Raw genomic sequence first — 16,629 nt, 5'->3', positions numbered from 1 at the left:
TATTGGACTGCCTGCCAGGGCTGACGCAAGCTGGTGCCCTGTGGATAACCAGACCCTGTGGATATCGTCCAGCAAGAACAAGAAGAGGGCAGCCCATGAGCAGCCACCTGTTGAGCGAGCGCAGCTGTGTGTTTCAGCGCGCCGACCCTTATGCCGTGTCCGAATACGTCAACCAGCATGTCGGTGGCCATAGCCTGCGCCTGCCCAGAACCGGCGACCTGAAGGCGAGCATCAACCACCGCAAGTTTGCCAGCCTTGACCTGTGTCGCCTGAGCTACGGTGGCAAGGCGCGGATCACCTCACCCGCCCTGGGTTCGCTGTATCACCTGCAGATTCTGCTCAAGGGCCACTGCCAGTCCAACGATCGCGGCAATGAACATTACTACGTACCTGGTGAGCTGTTGTTGATCAACCCGGACGATCCCGTGGACCTGACCTATTCGGCCGACTGCGAGAAATTCATCCTCAAGCTACCGGTCAGCCTGCTGGAGCAGGCCTGCCTGGAACAGCGCTGGCAGTTGCCCGAAGGTGGCATTCGCTTCAACAGCGCGCGCCATGCCACCGGCGAGCTGGAAGGTTTTATCGGCTTGCTCGGGCTGATCTGTGAAGAGGCGGAATCCGCTGACTCGTTGCTGCAGGTACAGGAGCATTACGGGCGCATCGTTGCCAGCAAGTTGCTCAGCTTGCTGGGCAACAACGTTCAGCGTGGTGAGCCGGTGCAGCAGACTCACTCGTTCGAGCAGTTGGCAGCCTATGTCGACGCCCACCTGGACCAGGACATCAGTGTCGCCCAACTGATGAATGTGGCGCGGGTCAGTGAGCGCTCTTTGTATTCGCTGTTCGAACGTCATGCCGGGTTGTCCCCCAAGGGGTATGTGCGCCAGCGCAAGTTAGAGCGGATTCATGCCGCGTTGCAGGACCCGGCAAGTCCCGTGCGCAACGTTACCGAGATCGCTCTGGACTACGGTTTTCTTCACCTGGGGCGCTTTGCCGAAAGCTATCGCCAGCGTTTCGGCGAACTGCCCTCGGCCACCTTCAAACGTCACCGCTGACCCCTGGTCAGTCCTTGCGCAAACTGGATAGCGATTCGCAGGAAACGGCTATTGGCCCTTTTGTACTGCTCCTAACCTGAAATCGCGAACACTGCTTGGCAGGTTCGCCACTCAGGTTTCGATAACAACAACAAAAGAGACACGCCACATGCGAGCTATCGATATCAACAGCCTGATCGATCAGGCGAAGTTCAATGCCTTTCACTGGCGTGTGCTGTTCTGGTGCGCGCTGATTATCATCTTCGACGGTTATGACCTGGTCATTTATGGCGTGGTGTTGCCGGCCTTGATGCAGGAGTGGGGCATGACCCCGTTGCAGGCCGGAGCCCTGGGCAGCTACGCCCTGTTCGGCATGATGTTCGGTGCCTTGGTGTTCGGCCCGTTGTCCGACCGCATCGGTCGCAAGAAGGCCATCATGATCTGCGTGATTCTCTTCAGCGGTTTTACGGTGCTCAACGGTTTCGCCCGCAACCCTACCGAATTCGGTATCTGCCGCTTTCTGGCGGGCCTTGGAATCGGCGGGGTGATGCCCAACGTCGTGGCATTGATGAACGAGTACGCCCCTAAACGTATGCGCAGCACCCTGGTAGCAATCATGTTCAGCGGTTACTCGGTGGGCGGTATGCTCTCGGCCGGCCTGGGTATCGTGTTGCTGCCGACCTTCGGTTGGCAGTCAGTGTTCTACGTAGCAGTCATCCCTTTGCTGCTGTTGCCATTGATTTTGCGCTTCCTGCCGGAGTCCCTGGGTTTTCTGGTGCGCCAGGGGCGTACCGAACAGGCCAGCCAATTGCTACAGCGGGTCGAACCCAGCTATCAACCCCAGCCGGACGACCGCTTGGAAGTAGTGACTGGCGTTCAGGCCGGTGGTTCGGTGCCGCAGTTGTTCCGTGAAGGCCGGGCGCTGAGCACCTTGATGCTTTGGGTGGCGTTCTTTTGCTGCCTGCTGATGGTCTATGCCCTCAACTCCTGGCTACCAAAACTGATGAACAATGCCGGTTACGGTCTGGGATCGAGCCTGGCTTTCCTCCTGGTGCTCAACTTCGGGGCGATTTTCGGCGCTGTCGGCGGTGGCTGGATCGGCGATCGTTTTAAACTCGAGCGCGTGCTGGTGGTGTTCTTTGCGGTGGCGGCGTTGTCGATCAGCCTGCTTGGTTTCAAGAGCTCGACACCGGTGCTGTACCTGCTGATCGCCATTGCCGGGGCAACCACTATTGGTACCCAGATCCTGGCCTATGCCTGTGTCGCCCAGTTCTACCCGATGGGTATTCGCTCCACAGGGCTTGGTTGGGCATCGGGTATTGGTCGTAGTGGGGCAATCGTCGGCCCGATCCTTGGTGGCCTGCTGCTAGGGATCCAGTTGCCGCTGGCGCTGAATTTCATGGCCTTTGCAGTGCCGGGAGCGGTCGCGGCGGTGGCGATGATGGTGTTTGCCAGCCGCGGCACAGCCAGGGGCAGGGCGGAGCTGCAATCAGCGGCCTAGTCAGCAACCGTGTTGGCCCAATCGCAGGCACCGCAGATATTCAGTCAAAAACAACAATAAAAAAGAGCACTCCAACCATGAACAACCTCCGTCCAACCGGGTTGCTACCTTTGCTCGCCCTGAGTTTCACCACTCAGGCCGCCGAACCTGACTTTTTCAAGGATGCCACGGCCACCCTGCAAGCGCGCAACTACTACTTCAGCCGTGATTTTTCCGGCATCGTCGGCGCCAACCCGCAGTCCAGGGCCGAGGAGTGGGGCCAGGGCTTCATTTTCAACTTCAAGTCGGGTTACACCCCGGGAACAGTTGGCGTTGGCGTCGATGCCATCGGCCTGCTCGGCCTCAAGCTCGACAGCAGCCCGGACCGTACCGGCACCGGCCTGTTGCCGGTACAGGATGACGGCCACGCGGCCGATGAATACAGCCGGGCAGGTGCGACCTTGAAGCTGCGCTACTCGAAGACCGAACTGAAGGTCGGTGAATTGCAAACCAACTTGCCCATCCTCCAGTACAACGATTCGCGCCTGTTGCCGCCAACCTATCAGGGCGCCAGCATCACCTCGTCCGAGATCAACGGCCTGACCCTACAGGCAGGCCACTTGAGTTCCACCAGCCTGCGCAACGAAGCAGGCGATGAAAAACTGATCGCCATGCTCGGGCACCTGCCTCAGCGTCAGGCCGACAGCGATGCCTTCAACTTTGCCGGTGGCGACTACAGCTTCAATGCCAACCGCAGCTCTGTGAGCCTCTGGTACGGGCGTCTGGAGGATATCTATCAGCAGGGCTTTGTCGGCTTCAAGCACAGCCAGCCGGTGGGCGATTGGGTGCTAGGTGCCAACCTTGGCTATTTCAGCGCCAAGGAGCAGGGGCAAAGCCGCATCGGAGATGTCGACAACCAGGCGTTCTATTCGCTGCTGTCAGCCAAGCGTGGCGGGCATACGTTCAGCGCTGGTTACCAGGGGATCTATGGCGAGAATGCGTTTCCTCGAGTGTTTCCGAACATTTCGCCGCTGGGTAACGAGGTGCCGACCTATGAGTTTTCTTATGCTGATGAGCGCTCCTGGCAGGTGCGTTATGACTACGACTTCGTGGCCATGGGTGTTCCGGGGCTGACGGCGACCGTGCGTTATCTCAAGGGCAACAATGTCGACACCGGGCTCGGCTTCGAGGGCAAGGAGCATGAGCGCGACCTGGATCTTGGGTATGCGGTGCAGAGCGGGCTGTTCAAGGGGCTGGGGGTTCGCTTGCGTAATGCCATGGCGCGGTCTAACTACCGCTCGGATATTGATGAGAATCGGGTGATCCTGAGTTACACCTGGACGTTGTTGTAGTGAAGAGCACTACATGCGGCGTGATGCATTCAAGGACCCTTTAAAAAAACTATTAGTAATAGTTATCATTGGCATTATTTTCTTTGGAGCGTATTCTCTTCGCGTTTTGTAACTGATTTTGTCCATGTGGAGTCGGATTTGAAACACGTCTACCCGGAAAAACAGCAGCAATTGCTCGCACGCTGGAGCGAAGCGCTTGGCACCCCAGCCTTCAGATCCTATCGGATAACCCTCGATCATTTGAGCGATGCATTAGCGCCCGCTTCGCAGCGTAGCTTTCAACGTCTGCTCCAGGCCCTGTTTCGCGAAGGCCTGATCACCCCCGATGATTGCAGCTACGACGAACACAACCGCTGCTGGTTACCGCTGGACAATGGCCGCCAACTTTGTTTTGAACATTTGTCAGCTGGACGGATGAACAGTTGGGACGTGCGTGGCAGCATTACCCTGCATAGCCCTACCGGTTTGACTCACAAAATCCTGCTGCCCTCCGAACTGCTTGCCCATCTCAGCACCCGCCTCAACCCTCCGGCCTCTAGCGAAGTACTGCAGCGTCTGGCTGAGGAACTCGATGACAGTTTCAGCAATGACACCCTTTGCCTGGCTTTCCATCACGGCTGGACCCTGCAACTGAAAGAGCAGGTGGGTACGGAGCACGGCGATAATCTACTGGCCTGGCTCAAAGCCAGCTCTTCGCAGCAGAATCCGACTTCACTGCTTGAACAGTGGGGCACTCTGGGTCACCCCTGGCATCCGAATTACAAGACCAAACTAGGTTTGAGCGCCGCCCAGGTCATTGCGTTCTCGCCGGAATTCGAAGCGAGTTTTCCGATCGTGCTGTGTGCGCTGCACCGTCAGTACGCTCACATCGAATCATTGGCCGGGACCGGGGATTACTGGGACTGGTGGCAAGCCAACTTTCCACAAGCCGCAGCGCAGTTGCATGCCGAATTACAACGCAGAGGGCTGGATACAAAGGATTATGTCCCGCTTCCCGCGCATCCTTGGCAGGCCCATGAAGAGTTGCCGCGATCGTTCGCCAACGAGATTGGCGATAACCTGTTGATCGTGACCGACCTCGTCGCCTTTACCGGCCATCCCACCATGTCGTTCCGCACGGTAGTACCGGATGCCAGTCGCACCGCGCCGATGGTGAAGCTGCCGGTGGCACTGCGCCTGACCAGTGTGCAGCGTACCGTTTCGCCGCGCTCGGCACGGATGGGGCCACGCATCAGCCAACTGCTGTTGCAAATTCTCGATCAAGAGCCGCAAATCCGGCGCTTGCTGAACATCGTGCCGGAGCGCATCGGCGTGCATTACGCCCCGCAACCGGTGAATGACGAACGTTCACGACATGCCGCGGTACTCTACCGGGACAACCCGCTGAGTTTGTTGCAGGCGGGTGAAATGGCTGTGCCGGTTGGCAGCCTGTTTGCCGTGGACGAACACCACCAGCCGTTGCTTCGTCAGTGGGTGCAATTGGCCCAGGGCCGTGATGACAGCGAGGCCATGCAGGCATTTTTCCGCGACTATCTGGCGATCGCCGTCCCGAGCCTGCTCGGCATTTACCTGATTTACGGTGTGGCCTTCGAAGCTCACCAGCAAAACAGCTTTATGGTAATGGGGGCCGATGGGCAGTTGAGTCACCTGCTGCTGCGTGACTTCGGCGACATTCGCATTGATCGCAAAGCCCTGCATGCCCACGGCCTCGATATCCAACTGCACGACCCGAAGATGACACTGTACGACGAGCCCGGTTTTGTCCGAGACAAACTCCTGCACACCACCTTCATGTGCCACTTGGGCGAACTGGCCTTGCTCTGTGCGCGTCATTGGAATGTGCCGGAAAACCTTCTGTGGGATGAGCTGGCAGCGCAGGTCAGGCAGTGCTTCGACACACTGCGTGAACGGGTTGAACCGCAGCGTTGGGAAACCGAGCGTCAAGCGTTGCTCGAACTCGACTGGCCGGCCAAGTCATTCATGCGCATGCGTCTGCTGGACAGCCACGCGGACATCGTCGGACGCCTCAGCAATCCATTGAGTACGTTCGCCAATGGCCGCTAACGGCCGCGCGTTGCGCTTGTTGATAGTGATCCAGTTTATCTCCATGGGCGCCATGGAGATGAGCGGTCCATTCTGGCCCTTGCAGATTCAACATCTGCTCGGCCCCGAACAGGCGCACTACACAGCCTTGCTGTCGGCGATGGTATACGCCGGGCCGATGCTTGCAGCCATGCTCCTGACGCCATTGTGGGGACGGTTGGGCGATCGTACCGGGCACAAGCCGATGATCATCCGTGCACTACTGGCGCTGGCCTTGTGCCAAGGGCTGGCAGCTATCGCGCTCGACCCTTGGTTACTGGTCGCGATTCGCGTGATGCAAGGCGCATTGGCTGGGTTCCTGGCCGCTGCTCAAGCTTACGCCCTGGCCTGCTGCGACAGCTCGAGTCGCGGGCAAACGCTCGCGCGCCTGCAATCGGCAACCGCTGTCGGCTCGTTGGTGGGGCCAGTGCTGGGCGGCTGGCTGATGGATATCTCGGGCTTTGCCCTGCTCTGCTACGGCGCCACGCTGATTTGCCTGTTGTGTGCACTGGGCAGTTTCTTTCTGCCCGCCGATACGGCGCGGGCGTCGCACAAGAAAACGCCCGCCAGCGTGGCTTTGCCCAAAGGCTGGCTGGGCGCAATCATGCTGGTGATCGTGCTGATCCAGGCCGCGAAGATGATGCCCCAGCCTTTCTATGCGCTGTATGTCGCCGACGTGCTGCAGGCCCCCGGATGGCTGATTGGCGCCACCTACGCCGCCAGCGCGGCGACTCTGGCGATCTCTGCACCGCTGTGGGGGCGCCTGTTCGATCGCTGGGAATCGGTCTACACCTTGCGCGTCATCGAAGGCGTGGCGTGGCTGTGTGCGTTGACGTTGGCCGTGACCGCCCTGGCCAACGAATGGATGGGCTTTCTCGCCACCCGACTGCTGTGGGGCATCTGGCAAGGGGCCTTGTTGCCCGTGGCCTATGCCTTGATCGCCAACACCGTTTCCTCCAGCCAACAAGGTTTTGCCCTGGGCCTGGGCAACAGCGCGGCGAAAGCCGGGGCGCTGCTGGGAACCGTGCTCGGCGGGATCGGCATGGGCTTGGTCGGGCTCGCCCATAGCTTTTGGCTGGTTGCCCTGACCTATGCCCTGGCCGCCTTGGGCATCCGCTGGGCAAGGGCGTCGGCGTCGATGCCTCAGCCCTCTGTTTTATCTACCAACACTCATCACAACTAAAAAAAGACCGTACCATGACTCGAACCAAACTCTCCGTGCTTATTCCGTTGCTCAGTTCCTTCAGCGCCCAAACCTGGGCCGAAGAAGTCGAACAGCCGGGGGTCCTGAACATGCAAGCCACTGTTGTCTCGGCCACCCGCAGCGAAGCGAGCATCGCTTCGATTCCAGGTTCGGTGCAGGTCATCGACGAACAGCAGATCCGCGAACAAAGCGGTACCGGTCGCCGGGTCGCCGATATCCTCGGACAACTGGTGCCGGGCATGGCCCCCTCCAGCGGCGGGATGAGCAACTTCGGCCAGACCTTGCGCGGGCGCAACATGTTGGTGTTGATCGACGGCGTGTCGCAAAACGCCACCCGTGACAACTTCCGTCAACTCAACAGCATCTCGCCCGCCAGCATCGAGCGCATCGAAGTGGTGTCCGGCGCGAGCAGCATCTACGGTGCCGGGGCTTCGGGCGGCATCATCAACATCATCACCAAACGCAACCAGGGCCAGGACCTCGCCTTCAGCAGCAAACTGGGCCTGGGCAGCGGCAACAACCTCAATCCCAAAGGCTTCGCCTACGAGGCGTTTCAAAGTGTGACAGGGCGGCAGGACGCACTGGACTGGTATGTCTCGGCAGACCTGATCCAACGCAATGACCAGTTCGACGGCAACGGCAAGCGCATTCCCCAGGACACCTCCCAGGGCAGCAATATGGACACCGAAACCTATGACCTGCAAGGTCGGTTCGGTTACGAGCTCGATGCCGACAAAAAAATCAGCCTGTCGCTGCAGGACTACAAGGATCAGCAGGACACTGGCTACACCAAGGACCCGAGAAACCGCACCGAAGCCGTCGCGGTCAAGGGCTTGAAGCTTGACGACCAACCCTATACCCATAATCAGGCGGTCAACCTCAACTACACCGACAAGGATTTGTACGGGCAGGGTCTGCTGCTCGAAAGCTACTGGCGCCGTGCCGATGCGCTGTTCTTTCCCGATCTGGCGCGGGGCAGGGCCGGTGTCTCGGACAACAACAGCGTGCAAGATGTGTACGGCCTGCGTGCTGCCATCGACAGCCCGTTGCCGTCCATCGGCGATGCCACCGGCAATCTGGTTTGGGGTGCCGACTATGACCACGAGCGCTCGCGCCAGCGCGGCGACCAGTACCGGGTCAACGGCCTGAACTACACCAAGACGGGCACCACCTTTGAACTGGGGCCGGACATCGAAACCACCACCAAGGCATTGTTCGGGCAGATGTCCTGGGACATCGCCGACTGGACCCTGCGTGGCGGCATACGCCGTGAGTGGATCGAAAGTGAAGTCGCCGACAGCATCGCCTACGGTGAAATTGTTCAGACCGGCCGGCGCTCGACGTTGCCCGGCGACACGCTCAAGTATGACGCTACCCTGTACAACCTGGGCGCGGTCTATCACCTGAGCGAAAACCAGGATGTGTTTGCCAACTTCAGCCAGGGCTTTTCGCTGCCGGACATCCAGCGTTTCATGCGCGACGTCAGCAGCACCTTCGATATCCAGAGCCTCAACGCCCAGGCGATCAAAGTCGACAGCTACGAGCTGGGCTGGCGTGGGACGTGGGATCAATGGCAGGCCGATGTCACCGTTTATGAAAACACTTCGGACGTCACCCAGTTCTACGACGCCAATGACCGCGTATTACGCCTGATTAACCAGAAGGAGCGCGTGCGCGGCATCGAGAACAGCCTGACCTATCGCGCGACCGATCACTGGTCGGTGGGCGGCACTTACGCGTGGGCCAAGGGTGAAACCCAACAGAACGGCAAATGGATCGACCTGCCGGCCACCCGCATTTCACCGGCCAAAACCACGTTGTTCGTCAGCTTTACCGAGGACGACTACAGCCTGCGTCTACAGGGCATGCACCTGTCCAGCTACGACGAGGCCGCCAAAGACAACAATGGCCGCGAAATCCAGGGCTATACCCTGGTAGACATGCTCGGTTCGGTGGAGCTGCCGCTTGGCCGACTTGAGGGCGGGGTTTACAACCTTACCAACCGTACCTACCAGAACCTCTTCACCCAGGCCAATGCCCGGGCGCCATTTGCCAACGCCGAAGGGCGCACGTTGAGCGTCAGTTACTCGGTCGACTGGTAACTCAAGAGGTACGTAACTTGTAATCTGTCATCGTTTTTCAACGATGACAGATTACGAGCGCTCGCTCGTCGGGAATTGGTCGAAGGCCTGCGCTATCGCTTAGACTGCCAGGATAACTACAACGAGTGTCCTGGTATGGAGCGTCCCCTGCTCAGTGAGCGCAGCCGGGTTTTCGATCGTGCCGATCCGTATGCCGTGTCGACCTACGTCAATCAGCATGTGGGGGTGCACCACATTCGCCTGCCGCGTTACGGGCATCCCGAGGCGTGCCTCGATCATCGCAAGTTCGCCAGCCTCGATCTGTGCCGGATCAGCTACGGTGGCGAAGTGCGGGTGATGTCGCCGGCCCTGGAAAACGTCTTTCACCTGCAGATCCTGCTGCGTGGCCATTGCCTGTGGCGGCGCGGTCGTGCCGAGCGAGTGCTGGGGCCGGGCGGGCTGCTGTTGATCAACCCGGACGAACCGGTCGACCTTGCCTATTCGGCCGACTGCGAAAAATTCATTCTCAAGCTGCCCAACCGCTTGCTGGAAAGTGTCTGCGATGAACAACGCTGGCAGCGTCCCGGCGAAGGCGTGCGGTTTCTCCACAGCCATTACCAACTGCTGGCGCTGGAAGGATTCGCCGGGTTGCTGACCATGGTCTGTCATGAAGCCGAAGCCAGTGAGCCTTTGTTGCGGGTCCAGGAGCATTACAGCCAGATCGTCGCCAGCAAGCTGCTGACCTTGATGCCGACCAACGTCAGCCGTGAGGCCCTCAATAGCCAGGCCGTGACCTTCGACCGGATTGCCGGCTACATCGAGGGCAACCTCAAGCTGGATATCTGCAGTGAACAACTGGCGCGTCAGGCCAGCATGAGCCTGCGTTCGTTGTACGCACTGTTCGAGCGCAACGCGGGTACCACGCCAAAAATCTACATACGCCAGAAGAAGCTCGAACGCATCCACGCCAGCCTTACCGATCCCAACTGCCCGGTGCGCAGCATCACCGAGTTGGCCATGGACTATGGCTTCGTGCACTTGGGCCGCTTCTCGGAAAACTACAAGTCGCTGTTCGGCGAACTGCCCTCCGACACCCTCAAGCGTCGTTCCTGACACTTTGCAGAAAACGGATAAAGGTCTGCACAAAGCGGATATTTGCCGTACCCCTCGCTCCTTAACCTGACATGGCCTGAACACAATAACAACGGAGGCCCCGGCCATGTCCCTGGGATTCGATTACCTTAATTCCCTGCTTGAAGAAGATCAGGAGAAGGGCGTCTTTCGCTGCAAGCGCGAGATGTTCACCGACCCCCGTCTGTTCGATCTTGAGATGAAACACATCTTCGAGGGCAACTGGCTGTACCTTGCCCACGAAAGCCAGATTCCTGAAAAGAACGACTTCCTCACCACCACCATGGGACGCCAGCCGATCTTCATCGCGCGCAACAAGGATGGGGTGCTCAATGCCTTCCTCAATGCCTGCAGCCACCGCGGTGCGATGCTCTGCCGGCACAAGAGCGGTAACCGCTCGTCCTACACCTGTCCGTTCCACGGCTGGACGTTCAACAACTCCGGCAAGCTGCTCAAGGTCAAGGATCCGGTCGATGCCGGCTATCCGGCGAGCTTCAACTGTGAAGGCTCCCATGACCTGACCAAGGTCGCCCGTTTCGAGTCCTATCGCGGTTTCCTGTTCGGCAGCCTGAACCCGGACGTCGTGCCGTTGGTGGAGCATCTGGGCGAGTCGGCAAAGATCATCGACATGATCGTCGATCAGTCACCGGAAGGTCTGGAAGTGCTGCGCGGTTCTTCGTCTTACATCTACGAAGGTAACTGGAAGCTGACCGCCGAGAATGGTGCCGACGGCTACCACGTCAGCGCCGTGCACTGGAACTACGCCGCCACCCAGAACCAGCGCAAGCAGCGTGAGGCAGGCAGTGAAGTGAAAACCATGAGCGCTGGCGGCTGGGCCAAGAGCGGTGGTGGTTTCTACTCCTTCGACAAAGGTCACCTGTTGCTCTGGACCCGTTGGGCCAACCCCGAGGACCGTCCACTGTTCGAGCGCCGCGATGAGCTGGCCGCCGGCTTCGGTCAGGCTCGCGCCAACTGGATGATCGAGAACTCGCGCAACCTGTGCCTGTACCCGAACGTCTACCTGATGGACCAGTTCAGCTCACAGATCCGTATCGCCCGGCCAATTGCCGTGGACAAGACCGAGATCACCATCTATTGCATCGCGCCCAAGGGTGAGAGCGACGAGGCCCGGTCCCAGCGTATCCGTCAGTACGAGGACTTCTTCAACGTCAGTGGCATGGCCACCCCGGACGACCTGGAAGAATTCCGCTCGTGCCAGATGGGTTATCAGGGCGGGCGTGGCTGGAACGATATGTCCCGTGGGGCAACCCACTGGGTCGACGGCGCCGATGCCGCTGCGCAGGAAATCGACCTGCATCCGCAAATGAGCGGTGTGCGTACTGAAGACGAAGGCCTGTTCGTGCTGCAACACAAGTACTGGCAGGAAACCATGCTCAAGGCCCTCGCCGCCGACCAGCAGCTGATCCCGGTGGAGGCCGTGCAATGAGCATTTCCTTCGAGCAAGTACGCGACTTTCTCTATGAAGAAGCGCGTTACCTGGACGACAGCCAGTGGGACAACTGGCTGGAGTGCTACGCCGCCGACGCCACCTTCTGGATGCCGGCCTGGGACGACAACGACCAGCTCACCGAAGACCCGCAACGGGAAATCTCGCTGATCTGGTACGGCAACCGTGGCGGTCTGGAGGACCGCGTGTTCCGGATCAAGACCGAACGCTCCAGTGCGACCATGCCCGACACCCGGACCTCGCACAACATCAGCAACATCGAACTGCTGGAACAGAACGATGGCGTCTGCAAGGTGCGCTTCAACTGGCACACCCTGAGCTTTCGCTACAAGACAGTGGACAGTCACTTCGGCACCAGCTTCTACACCCTTGATGTGCGCGGCGAACGGCCGCTGATCAAGGCCAAGAAAGTCGTGCTCAAGAATGACTACGTGCGTCAGGTCATCGACGTTTACCACATCTGAATCCAGCTTTTCTGCGAGGTGTGCCATGCACAAGATCGCCTTGAATTTCGAAGACGGGGTTACCCGTTTCATTGACGCCACGGCTGACGAAACCGTGGCCGATGCCGCTTACCGCCAGGGCATCAATATCCCGCTGGACTGCCGTGATGGCGCCTGCGGTACCTGCAAGTGTTTTGCCGAGGCCGGTCGTTACGACCTGGGCCAGGAATACATCGAAGACGCCTTGAGCGAGGAAGAAGCCGCCCAGGGTTATGTGCTGACCTGCCAGATGCGTGCTGAAAGTGATTGTGTGGTGCGGGTGCCGGCATCGTCCCAGGTGTGCAAGACCGAGCAGTCCAGCTATCAGGCCAGCATCAGCGCGGTGCGCCAGCTGTCCGATAGCACCATTGCCCTGTCGATCAAGGGCGATGCCTTGAGCCGCCTGGCCTTCCTGCCGGGGCAGTACGTCAACCTCGGCGTGCCCGGTAGCGAGCAGACCCGTGCTTACTCTTTCAGCTCGCTGCAGAAGGACGGCGAAGTCAGCTTCCTGATCCGCAATGTGCCGGGCGGCCTGATGAGCAGTTTCCTCACTGGCCTGGCCAAGGCCGGCGACAGCATGACCCTGGCCGGCCCACTGGGCAGTTTTTACCTGCGTGAAATCCGCCGGCCATTGCTGCTGCTGGCAGGTGGCACGGGGCTCGCACCCTTCACCGCGATGCTGGAGAAGATTGCCGAAGAAGGCAGTGAGCATCCGCTGCACCTGATCTACGGCGTGACCAACGACTTCGACCTGGTTGAGCTTGATCGCCTGCAAGCGCTGGCTGCGCGCATCCCCAACTTCAGCTACAGCGCCTGCGTGGCCAACCCCGAGAGCCAGCACCCGCTCAAGGGCTATGTCACCCAGCACATCGAGCCGCGTCACCTCAACGAAGGCGATGTCGATGTGTACCTGTGCGGCCCGCCGCCGATGGTCGAAGCGGTCAGCCAGTACATCCGCGAACAGGGCATCACCCCGGCGAACTTCTACTACGAAAAATTCGCCGCTGCCGCTGCCTGAACCCGTTTTATGGGGCCGGGCGCATCGTGCGGGTACGGTCGGTCCCTTTTTTATTCGAGGTTGTCATGAACAACAGATTCGACAACAAGGTCGCGCTGGTTACCGGCGCGGCGCAGGGCATCGGCCGCCGGCTGTGTGAGCGCTTGCTCGAAGAAGGCGCGATCCTGGTGGCGGTGGATCGCTCGGAACTGGTCCACGAGCTGCAAGGCGAAGGCGTGCTGACCCTGACGGCGGACCTGGAGCAATACGGCGAATGCAGCCGGGTGATGGCCGCAGCGGTGGGGCGGTTCGGCCGCCTCGATGTGCTGGTCAACAACGTCGGCGGCACCATCTGGGCCAAGCCTTTCGAGCACTACGAAGCGGCGCAGATAGAAGCCGAAGTGCGTCGTTCGTTGTTCCCCACCCTGTGGTGCTGCCATGCGGCATTGCCGTACATGCTTGAGCAGGGTCGCGGCGCCATCGTCAACGTTTCCTCGATTGCTACGCGCAGCGTCAACCGCGTGCCCTACGGCGCAGCCAAGGGTGGTGTGAACGCATTGACCGCCTGCCTGGCCTTTGAAACCGCTGGCCGCGGCGTGCGGGTCAATGCCACGGCGCCCGGTGGCACCGAAGCACCGCCACGCAGGGTGCCACGCAACAGCGCCGAGCAGAGTGGCGACGAGAAAGTCTGGTACCAGCAGATCGTCGACCAGACCCTCGATAGCAGCCTGATGAAGCGCTACGGCAACCTCGATGAGCAGGTTGGCGCGATCCTCTTTCTGGCCTCTGATGAGGCTTCCTACATCACCGGCACGGTATTGCCGGTTGGCGGCGGCGACCTCGGCTGAGCGCCTCTGGAGATCTCGATGAGTCATCCCCTGATTGAACGCATCTCGACGCTGATCGTCGATCTGCCCACCATTCGCCCGCACAAGCTGGCGATGCACACCATGCAGCAGCAGACTCTGGTGATCATCCGTCTGCACTGTTCGGATGGCATCGAAGGCCTCGGCGAGTCCACCACTATCGGTGGTCTGGCCTACGGCAACGAAAGCCCGGAAAGCATCAAACAGAACATCGACAGTTACTTTGCTCCGCTGTTGATCGGCCAGGACGCCAGTAACATCAATGCTGCCATGCAGCGCCTGGACAAGACCATCAAGGGCAACACCTTCGCCCGCTCCGGGATCGAAAGCGCGTTGCTCGATGCCCAAGGCAAGCGCCAGGGCCTGGCGGTCAGTGAACTGCTCGGCGGGCGCGTGGGCGACAGCCTGGAAGTGGCCTGGACCTTGGCCAGCGGCGACACTGCGCGCGACATTGCCGAGGCCGAACAGATGCTCGACCTGCGTCGTCACCGCATCTTCAAGCTGAAAATCGGCTCCAACGAAGTCGCCCACGACCTCAAGCATGTGATCGCGATCAAACGCGCCTTGGGCGAGCGCGCCAGTGTACGGGTCGACGTCAATCAGTACTGGGACGAGTCCCAGGCAATCCGCGCCTGCCAGGTGCTGGGCGACAACGGTATCGACCTGGTCGAGCAGCCGATCTCGCGCATCAACCGTGCCGGCCAGGTGCGTCTGAACCAGCGCAGCCCGGCGCCGATCATGGCCGATGAATCCATCGAAAGCGTCGAGGACGCCTTCAGTCTGGCTGCCGACGGCGCTGCCAGCATCTTCGCCCTGAAGATCGCCAAGAACGGTGGCCCGCGTGCCGTACTGCGCACCGCGCAGATTGCCGAAGCCGCAGGAATTGCCTTGTACGGCGGGACCATGCTCGAAGGTTCGATTGGCACCCTGGCCGCAGCCCATGCCTTTGTCACCCTGAACAAACTGACCTGGCACACCGAACTGTTCGGCCCGCTGCTGCTGACTGAAGAGATCGTTAATGAAGCGCCGGTGTATCGCGACTTCGCCCTGCACGTACCACGTACCCCGGGCCTGGGCCTGACCCTGGACGAAGAGCGCCTGGCGTTCTTCAGCCGCACGTAAGGAGAGATGCCATGTTGTTCCACGTGAAAATGACCGTGAACCTGCCCCTGGACATGGACCCGGCCAAAGCCGCGCAGCTCAAGGCAGACGAAAAGGAACTGGCCCAGCGCCTGCAGCGCGAAGGTAGCTGGCGTCACCTGTGGCGCATTGCCGGGCACTACGCCAACTACAGCGTGTTCGACCTGCCCAGTGTCGAGGCGCTGCATGACACCCTGATGCAGCTGCCGCTGTTCCCCTACATGGACATCGACATCGATGGCCTGTGCCGCCACCCGTCATCGATCCACAGCGACGACCGTTGAACGCGAAACGCCGATAACAACAATTCGAGGTACCTATCATGACCGTGAAGATTGCTCACATTGCCGATGTCCAGAAATTCTTCGAAGAAGTCAGTGGCCTGAACAACGACCTGGGTAGCCCGCGCATGAAGCGGGTGACCAACCGTATCGTCAACGATGTGGCGCGCATCATCGAAGACCTGCAAGTAACCCCAGATGAGTTCTGGAAGGCGGTGGATTACCTCAACCGCCTGGGTTCGCGCCAGGAAGCTGGCCTGCTGGTCGCCGGGCTGGGCGTCGAACACTACCTGGACCTGCAATTGGACGCCCAGGATGCCGAAGCCGGTATCAGCGGCGGTACCCCGCGTACCATTGAAGGGCCGCTGTATGTAGCCGGTGCACCAATGGCCGAAGGCGAAGTGCGGATGGACGATGGCCTGGATCCGGGCACGGTGATGTTCCTCCAGGGCCGTGTCCTGGACGAGCAAGGCCAGCCGGTGGCTGGCGCCGTGGTGGACCTGTGGCATGCCAATACCCAGGGCACCTATTCGTACTTCGACAGTACCCAGTCGGACTACAACCTGCGCCGCCGCATCGTCACCGATGCCGAAGGCCGCTATCGCGCACGCAGCATCGTGCCGTCGGGTTATGGCTGCCCTGAAGACGGTCCGACCCAGGAGCTGCTCAACCAGCTGGGTCGTCACGGCAATCGTCCGGCGCATATCCACTTCTTCATTTCCGCGCCGGGTTATCGTCATCTGACTACCCAGATCAACCTGGCGGGTGATCAATACCTGTGGGACGACTTCGCCTATGCCACCCGCGATGGGCTGATCGGCGAGCTGCGCTTTGTCGAGGATGCGGCGGCAGTTGATGCCCGTGGGGTGCAAGGGCGCTTTGCCGAAATGGACTTCGACTTTCAGTTGCTCAGTGCACCCAAGCCTGCGAGCGAAAAGCGCAGCAAGCGGCCGCGGGCGTTGCAGGACGCTTGAGGACTGGGTTGAATTGATCGCGGGGCAAGCCCGCTCCCACAATGTCATTACCTGTGGGAG

Annotated in this window: 14 protein-coding genes; all 14 read left to right on the top strand. The window is 60.1% G+C overall.

The features are described from left to right. Nucleotides 1-95 precede the first annotated feature (95 nt). Nucleotides 96-1,052 (top strand): AraC family transcriptional regulator, encoded by a 957-nt coding sequence (locus ACRESH_RS18510; protein WP_431743336.1) that lies wholly within the window; start codon nt 96-98, stop codon nt 1,050-1,052. A 148-nt stretch (nt 1,053-1,200) separates the two neighbouring features. Continuing rightward, nucleotides 1,201-2,532: an aromatic acid/H+ symport family MFS transporter gene (locus ACRESH_RS18505; RefSeq protein ID WP_431743335.1), complete on the top strand. Its 1,332-nt coding sequence runs from the start codon at nt 1,201-1,203 to the stop codon at nt 2,530-2,532. A 77-nt stretch (nt 2,533-2,609) separates the two neighbouring features. Further along, on the top strand, nt 2,610-3,863 hold the full coding sequence (locus ACRESH_RS18500; protein ID WP_431743334.1) for an OprD family porin: 1,254 nt from the start codon (nt 2,610-2,612) through the stop codon (nt 3,861-3,863). A 138-nt stretch (nt 3,864-4,001) separates the two neighbouring features. Beyond that, entirely contained in the window at nt 4,002-5,927 is a 1,926-nt protein-coding gene (locus ACRESH_RS18495; RefSeq protein ID WP_431743333.1) for an IucA/IucC family protein, read from the top strand. Next, nucleotides 5,917-7,128 carry an MFS transporter gene (locus tag ACRESH_RS18490; protein WP_431743332.1) on the top strand — a complete coding sequence of 404 codons (1,212 nt, stop codon included), beginning with the start codon at nt 5,917-5,919 and terminating at the stop codon, nt 7,126-7,128. The genes ACRESH_RS18495 and ACRESH_RS18490 overlap by 11 nt, the downstream gene beginning before the upstream one ends. Before the next feature lie 14 nt (nt 7,129-7,142). Continuing rightward, the gene (locus ACRESH_RS18485) at nt 7,143-9,251 is read left to right on the top strand and encodes a TonB-dependent receptor (RefSeq protein WP_431743331.1); all 2,109 of its coding nucleotides are present in this window, start codon (nt 7,143-7,145) and stop codon (nt 9,249-9,251) included. Between the two features lie 135 nt (nt 9,252-9,386). Continuing rightward, nucleotides 9,387-10,343 carry an AraC family transcriptional regulator gene (locus tag ACRESH_RS18480; protein ID WP_431743330.1) on the top strand — a complete coding sequence of 319 codons (957 nt, stop codon included), beginning with the start codon at nt 9,387-9,389 and terminating at the stop codon, nt 10,341-10,343. A 106-nt stretch (nt 10,344-10,449) separates the two neighbouring features. Then, nucleotides 10,450-11,808 (top strand): benzoate 1,2-dioxygenase large subunit, encoded by a 1,359-nt coding sequence (gene benA / locus ACRESH_RS18475; RefSeq protein WP_431743329.1) that lies wholly within the window; start codon nt 10,450-10,452, stop codon nt 11,806-11,808. After that, a complete protein-coding gene (gene benB / locus ACRESH_RS18470) occupies nt 11,805-12,293 on the top strand; it encodes a benzoate 1,2-dioxygenase small subunit (RefSeq protein ID WP_038616069.1) in 489 nt (162 codons plus the stop codon). The genes benA and benB overlap by 4 nt, the downstream gene beginning before the upstream one ends. 25 nt (nt 12,294-12,318) lie before the next feature. After that, nucleotides 12,319-13,329: a benzoate 1,2-dioxygenase electron transfer component BenC gene (gene benC / locus ACRESH_RS18465; RefSeq protein WP_431743328.1), complete on the top strand. Its 1,011-nt coding sequence runs from the start codon at nt 12,319-12,321 to the stop codon at nt 13,327-13,329. 65 nt (nt 13,330-13,394) lie between these two features. Then, complete coding sequence (locus ACRESH_RS18460; RefSeq protein ID WP_431743327.1) at nt 13,395-14,156, top strand: 1,6-dihydroxycyclohexa-2,4-diene-1-carboxylate dehydrogenase; 762 nt, start codon at nt 13,395-13,397, stop codon at nt 14,154-14,156. Between the two features lie 18 nt (nt 14,157-14,174). Further along, the gene (locus tag ACRESH_RS18455; protein WP_431743326.1) at nt 14,175-15,296 is read left to right on the top strand and encodes a muconate cycloisomerase family protein; all 1,122 of its coding nucleotides are present in this window, start codon (nt 14,175-14,177) and stop codon (nt 15,294-15,296) included. An 11-nt stretch (nt 15,297-15,307) separates the two neighbouring features. Further along, entirely contained in the window at nt 15,308-15,598 is a 291-nt protein-coding gene (gene catC, locus ACRESH_RS18450) for a muconolactone Delta-isomerase (protein ID WP_431743325.1), read from the top strand. Nucleotides 15,599-15,636: 38 nt separating this feature from the next. After that, complete coding sequence (gene catA / locus ACRESH_RS18445) at nt 15,637-16,569, top strand: catechol 1,2-dioxygenase (protein WP_431743324.1); 933 nt, start codon at nt 15,637-15,639, stop codon at nt 16,567-16,569. Nucleotides 16,570-16,629 lie beyond the last annotated feature (60 nt).

The sequence above is a fragment of the Pseudomonas sp. genome, assembly GCF_050739775.1.
In the GTDB taxonomy this organism is placed as follows: Bacteria; Pseudomonadota; Gammaproteobacteria; order Pseudomonadales; family Pseudomonadaceae; genus Aquipseudomonas.
This window is presented reverse-complemented; position numbering and strand designations above follow the sequence as displayed.